Source organism: Gluconobacter thailandicus F149-1 = NBRC 100600, from assembly GCF_000964465.1.
Classification (GTDB): Bacteria; Pseudomonadota; Alphaproteobacteria; order Acetobacterales; family Acetobacteraceae; genus Gluconobacter; species Gluconobacter thailandicus.
On the sequence record NZ_BANH01000140.1, the window covers coordinates 1 to 4,017 of the forward strand.

Here is a 4,017-nt window from a genome sequence, read left to right on the forward strand (position 1 = left end):
CATATCTCTCACGCATTAAAACAAAAACGCAACTGTAGTGCTAGAGCGGTACCCTGATACTGCGGGGGGTACCAAACAGAGGCAAGTGGAAGGGCAATCGCAAAAGACGCGCCAGCAATGCCCAGAATCCCCGCCAGCCCAAACATCTGGGAATAGGTGTGGGGAGCGAGGTACCAAGTCAGGACGAGGCCCAGAATAACAGTAAGCTGCGCGGCAATAGCAACACGGCGAGGGCCAAGCACATCCACAAGTCCGCCTGCCAGCACGCGGAACCCGGCGCCAGCCAGCACAGGAGTTGCGACAAGAAGACCTTTCTGTCCGGCATTCAGATGCAGGTCATGTGCGATGGCAATGCCGAGAGGGCCCAGCAGAACCCAGATCATAAATGAGACGTCGAAATACAGAAAAGCGGCCAGCAGGGTTGGTGCGTGCCCGGCTTTCAGGAAACCCCTGTCCACGATACATTTCCAGACGACACATCAAACAAGGATGCATCATCGCCTCTTCAGGGCCAGTGGACCGCCATTGATCTACCCCATGCGTCTCTGTCCATACTGGACAAACCCGATTCTCCACCGGCACTGACGGAGTCTCGTGATACTGTATATCGGGACTGTATTATGGAATGATCCGATGTCAAAATAATAAATTCTCGTTTGGATGATTTTCTCGACATTCAGGATTGGGGAATATCGTCCGTATCTCGACGGAACAAGAGATGGGCTTCCGCCAATTGATCCAGAGGCTGAATAACCTGAAGGGATCGAACAGTCTTTCAATCGCGCCAGTCTGCGTCAGACGTTCGCGAAGCAGCCAGATCGTCTCCGCACGTGGCACACGGTTCGACCGTCCCGGACTCAAAAAGCACATGAAAGACAAATAGTCACTGATGAGATATTCCGTTCGCTCATCAGACAGCGTGTTCAGCGTCTGGATCACCCGGATCTTGAACATTAGTACCGGATTGAACGGGGCCGCCCGCCTCGGCCCCCGTCTGAATAGGCCAGAGCCTTTTCTAGATGAGGACAGAATACTTTAAAATTCATCGTCAAGCCTCCTCAGGCGAGACAGTTATTCTTCAACTGGCCTGCTTCATAAGCCATTCCCCCAATCACTACGGAAACAATGGAATCACACAGCGCACTTCGAAATTAACGGGGCGATACCTCCAGGCGATGTAGGGTAATTATACATCGTTATTCTCGTTAAAATGACCGTAGAAATTAAAAAACATGGTTCGGGTGCCGAATTGTAACTTCAGAATTTCTCTTGATTGCAGTTGGATCGTTTAATTTATATAATTAATAAATAAAATAAGTAAGATTCATAATAAATTACAAAATATGAAGTATTTATTTCAGAATCTATAATAAATAACATGATTTGAAATTTTTAAATAGAAAATAGTAGTTCAATTTCAGTTATAAATTCTGATACCGTTTCAATATGGAATCGTTTTGTAATAATAAAAATGTTCCATCAACAGGCACAAGAAGTGACGTGGTCCAGACAAAAGGAAAAGCATGTGATGCGCCTACGTTCCTGCAGGATCCGAGCATTAAAGCGACACCTGCTGGTCGCCTCATGTCTCGGCAGTGGCGTTTCGGTTGGTATGACCGAAACAGCTTTTGCCTCCGATACTCAATTGGCTGCTGCGGAGCAAAGGACTGGTAAATCGATAATTCATCGTCCTGTACGCTCAAAAGAGCATGCTATTTCCAGTGTGTCAGAGCATCCCAAACCGCGGCGTGCGCATACGGATGTCAATGCGTCTGCAGATGAAACGGTCCACGTTTCCAGTGTGCACCGTAGCCGAGGCGGGGGGATGATGCGTGTTGAGACGGCGCCTTATGCGGTACAGACAATCACGAAATCATTCATAGATATGCGCAGTCCTACCAGTACCGCGTTGGAACTGGTTCGAAATCTTCCCAGCGTCAATATTGCCGTGACTGATACGTCTGGTTTGCAGGGAGGGCGTATTCAGAGCCGAAGTCTGACAGATGCCGATATGGCGTTGATGATTGATGGTGGTCCTGCTGCCAGTGCTGCGTATATGGCCGAAAACGTAGAATCTGAAGATGTTGACAGTGTCAGCATGATGCCAGGGTCTTCGCCTATCGATCTTCCTGTCACTTCCGCTGCTGCAGGCATTTTGAATCAGTCGACGCATGATCCGCAGCACAAATTCGGAGGAACGATGGATTTTGCCTATGGCACAAACAATCTTGCCCGGCAATTTATCCGTCTTGAGTCAGGAGATGTAGGGAATACGGGAGCGCGAGGGTTTGTGTCGTTTGCTCATACTCGTGCGCGTTCCTGGTTTGGGGGCGGTCGTAATGAGAAGATCCACGTGGATGTCGGTGTGCGAAAAGACTGGTCCAACGGATCTTACGCGCGGGCATTTATGGGGTGGAATCTGGAAGATTTCGTCGTTGACCGGTATGGAACGGCCAGCCAGTTTTATGATTTCAAGAAGACTGGGAATAGCTACGGGCGCAAGTCTGAGTATGATCCTGTAGGAAATGACTACTGGAAAAATAATATCAATCACTGGATGCAGCTTTTTCTAACTGCCCCAATGCATGTGGTCATTACCAAACACCTAACGCTTGACCTCCGACCTTATTATAGCTGGGGAAGGGGATGGAGCGGAGAAGCCGGAGGTTTTTCAAGCGCTACAAGCGGAAATACCTATAAGTCAGGTCTTCCAGTTGCAACCGGAACACCTTTGACAAGCTACTTCTTGCAGGACGGCGCGTTCAGCGTAGGGACTACTGCAATCCTCGGATATGATATCGACAAACACAATCACCTGGAGCTTGGATACTGGTACCAGAAGCAGGATTACACCCAGCATTTCCCCACGAGTATAACCAACCAGGATGGCGCCAATTCAAGCCCGAATGATCCGAATTATCAGATTTACCGGAATGGCACCCGCGTTTTTCCTGGAAATACTGCCGGATTTGAGATTCATTCGCTCTTTTTCCAAGATACGGCGAAATACTTTCATGACCACCTTCTCGTAAATGCAGGTTTCAAGTATGTTATGTCCAATGTGTGGTACATCGTTTATCCGAGCCGCCGACAGCTTGGCCAGAATTTGACTGCACCTCTGCCACATGTATCGGTCAGCTATCACTTCAACGAACATCATCAGCTTTACGTCAATGCTGAAGGGGATTTCAGACAACCTTCTCCATCGGCTGTCGCTAATACCAACATTGACGGTACATTACCGAAAAACCAATATTCGATTCGAGAAGAACTTGGGTATAGATACAATGATAAAAATTTCGTAGTTGATCTTGATTTTTTCAATTACAATATTACAAACAGACTTCTCTCTACATATGTTGGGAATAATCAGACTGGCGTGGTAAATGCCGGAAATCAAACGGCCAGAGGTGTAGACTTGATGGTCTCTGCGCAGCCTCTATATGGCTTCAGCCCTTATGTGTCTTTTGAGTATCTTAATGCCACAACAGATACGAATATTGCTGCGTCGGACGTGAATGGAAATCTGACTGCTTTCAGGAGCAAAGGAAAGCAGGCTCCGCTGGCACCACATTTCATGGCAAATTTTGGTCTGACCTACACTTATAAAGGAATATTTGCTAACGGCGCCCTCCATTACACTGGACCGCAATCCACAACACTTGCCGGTGACCAGAGAATGCCAGGATACTTCACAAACACACTGTCTCTTGGATACCATTTCAAACCTGTCTGGTATGCAAAATCGCCTACCATACGTCTGAATTTCACGAACCTGACGGGGGCAATTTTGAGAACGGGCGTCGTGGGGGTTGGCACAAATGCCAGCCAGGTACGCTTGATGAATGGCAATCTGTCCAACACCGGTTCGGGAGCGCAGTTCATTCTTGAGCCTCGCTTCACGGTTACAGGGACGGTTTCAACAGCTTTCTGATTAGACGTGTCGCGGTTTAGTTCCGGACCTTTAAGACCGAAAGTGGTTGTAAAGGAGACGTGGAATGGGACGAGTTTACAAGG

The 4,017-nt window shown here is 48.0% G+C and carries 1 protein-coding gene and 2 pseudogenes; 1 reads left to right on the forward strand and 2 read right to left on the reverse strand.

What is annotated here, in order from left to right; genetic code table 11:
• Positions 1-35: 35 nt before the first annotated feature.
• Together B7444_RS16095 and B7444_RS16550 are read right to left on the reverse strand one after the other, a co-directional pair.
• Positions 36-458: pseudogene (locus B7444_RS16095) on the reverse strand (MFS transporter); the annotation flags it as partial.
• A 298-nt stretch (positions 459-756) separates the two neighbouring features.
• Positions 757-1,049, reverse strand: a pseudogene (locus tag B7444_RS16550) (transposase); the annotation flags it as partial.
• Between the two features lie 776 nt (positions 1,050-1,825).
• Here B7444_RS16550 and B7444_RS16105 point away from each other — a divergent pair.
• Entirely contained in the window at positions 1,826-3,934 is a 2,109-nt protein-coding gene (locus B7444_RS16105; protein ID WP_007284175.1) for a TonB-dependent receptor, read from the forward strand.
• Positions 3,935-4,017 lie beyond the last annotated feature (83 nt).